2 protein-coding genes and 1 pseudogene are annotated in these 2,194 nt (G+C 58.1%); all 3 read right to left on the reverse strand.

All coding sequences use genetic code 11. The features are described 5' to 3' along the window. Positions 1 to 376: 376 nt before the first annotated feature. On the reverse strand, positions 377 to 739 hold the full coding sequence (locus tag AC1D1X_RS21265) for a hypothetical protein (protein WP_477699110.1): 363 nt from the start codon (positions 737 to 739) through the stop codon (positions 377 to 379). Positions 740 to 1,005: 266 nt separating this feature from the next. After that, positions 1,006 to 1,467 (reverse strand): annotated as a pseudogene (locus tag AC1D1X_RS21270) (GNAT family N-acetyltransferase); the annotation flags it as partial. A gap of 61 nt (positions 1,468 to 1,528) precedes the next feature. After that, the gene (locus AC1D1X_RS21275; RefSeq protein ID WP_477671098.1) at positions 1,529 to 1,987 is read right to left on the reverse strand and encodes an SRPBCC domain-containing protein; all 459 of its coding nucleotides are present in this window, start codon (positions 1,985 to 1,987) and stop codon (positions 1,529 to 1,531) included. Positions 1,988 to 2,194 lie beyond the last annotated feature (207 nt).

The raw sequence follows: 2,194 nt of genomic DNA on the forward strand, positions 1-2,194 counted from the left end.
CGTGTGGATGTCCTGGTCTATTGCAAACGTTTTGATGCGCCAGGTCTCGTTTTCCGAGAACCACCACTGAACCGTGTCGAAGTGATCACCTTCAGCATCATGCTCAACGTTGCCGACATAGGAGCTTTGAACCGTGAGCTGGAAGACAAGCAATTTGTTCATGATGGGGTCCAATATTCAATACAAACAGGCCACCGAGGGCGGCTGAAATGATCGACCGTTAAGGGAACGAGGGTTCGATCATACGGAATGCCCAGGAAGACCAGCAGCAGGCGGACCTTGCCGGCATTGCCAGAAGTTTCGTGATCGTAAAGGTGAAACATATGCGCGTTGCGGCACTCAACGTTGGCGTTATGCGGCGAGTGGCATTCTCAGCTCACATTTCCCAGTTGAACCTGCCGGTGACCGAGCGATTCGGCAACTTTAAGAGACCGTCATTGCCGCGGACTGAGAGTTCGAAATCTGGCGGCAACTTGCTGTCTCCGGGATTTTTGTAGCGAACGAGCAGAATCTTTGCCTTTGTATCAAATGCCACGACCACCAGATGCGGCGGCCGAAGCATCGAACTCGAGCCCGCCCCAGGTGCGGCAAATGACACACCAGCCAGAACTGGGTGCTCCTGTTGCCCGACTTCGAAGTCAAGAACGTAGCCGGCACTTTCGAACGACAGGGAGCCGGTGGCGAGTGCGCCACCGCTTGCGGCGATAGCGAGTACGGCGACGGCAAGAGTGGGATTCATCTGTGACTTCACTTGCCACCCCAGCGCCAGCTCGGGGGCTCGCCTTTTAGCCAGCAGACGGCTACGAGCAAGGCGCATAGAAGCGCCGAATACATGACGAATAGAGCTTGACCGTGACCTGGAAGCAGGAACACGGCACCGGCCAGAATCAGGAAGGCAAWGACCGCCATGACGGCCCAGCCTTGCCACACGGCTGGAAGGCCCCAGCCCCAACCGTAGCGCTTTGCGGGAAACCRGTAAGTCTCAGATCGCATCTGTGACGGGGAAAGTTCGAGGGCCAGGTATTTGGTGCCGGGAACGGGATTGAAAGTGACGGGCGGCGCCGGCTGAAAGCCCAGCGTTTCATAGACGTGCTGTGCGGCGGAAAACTCGGGCAGGACATCGAGGCAGATGCGGGAGTAGCCGGCAGCCCGCGCCTCATCGACGATGCGCTCGATGAGCCGGCGGCCAAGGCTTTCGCCTCTCGCATCCGGCCGCACGTAGACGCGCTTCATTTCGCAGGTGGTTGCGTCAACGCGGCGAAGCGCGGCACACCCGACGACAATTGGCCCCTTCCACGCGAGAAGCAGGCGACCATCGGGCGCGGCGTACTTTCCGGGTAATGCAGCGAACTCCGCTTCGTAATTCTGGAAGGCAAGGCTTACGCTTGGACTGGCGACGTACTCCCGAAGGATGGCTACGACATGCTCAAGGTCATCGGGGAAGGTTGCGGGCTTGATATCGGTCATCGCGAAAGCGTACCGCATCTCGCGCCGAAGCACACGCTTCCAGGCAATTCCCGATGGGAGTTCAGGTGTCGCGGGTTCGGTGTATCAACTCAGCCTTGTCTTTCACCAGATTTGCCGGGCGCCCCGTTTCAAGAAAAACCTTCAGGTCGCACAAGACAATGCTGAACCCTTCGGTGGCGTTAACCACCTGCTCCATGGCGCCCTCGCCCTGAAAGCCCCGGACTTCAACACTGAAAACGGTGAAATCTTTCTGTTCGGCGAGAAAATTCATATCGACGTCCAGCCCGCCTTCCAGCCAGGAGAACGCAATGCGGCGCGGCGCATCGAATGCAGTGACGCGCACACGCTCAGTGGCGCCGGGAACCATGAATTGCCACTCAACTTGAGCACCTTGAGCGAGCGGACCGGCGGTACTTTTCAGCCAGAACTTTGTGATGAGATCAGGTTGGACAAACGCGCTGAAAACCTCCGCTGCGGGGCGTCGAATGGGCATCTTCGCCCCGGCAACCAACTCAGCCATGGGAGCCTCCTTCAATGACTACGCGAGGTGCGCGGATGAGCAGTCTACGCCGCACTTATGGCCGGGCGGTCTTCAATGCTTAACGAAATGTATGCAGCCACATCTGCGGCATAAGCTGGCGTTTGCAATCTACTGTCACGACCAGATAAGGCACCCAGCAGCCACTCGACTTTGACCACCATGAGATTCGATCGCGCTGGCCAATTC

It is taken from the genome of Polaromonas sp. P1_G4, from assembly GCF_056405475.1.

What these genes read in the sequence shown, in the direction of transcription:
- AC1D1X_RS21265 (WP_477699110.1), bottom strand. Translation starts at nt 739, where the DNA reads ATGAATCCCACTCTTGCCGTCGCCGTACTCGCTATCGCCGCAAGCGGT.
- AC1D1X_RS21275 (WP_477671098.1), bottom strand. Translation starts at nt 1,987, where the DNA reads ATGGCTGAGTTGGTTGCCGGGGCGAAGATGCCCATTCGACGCCCCGCA.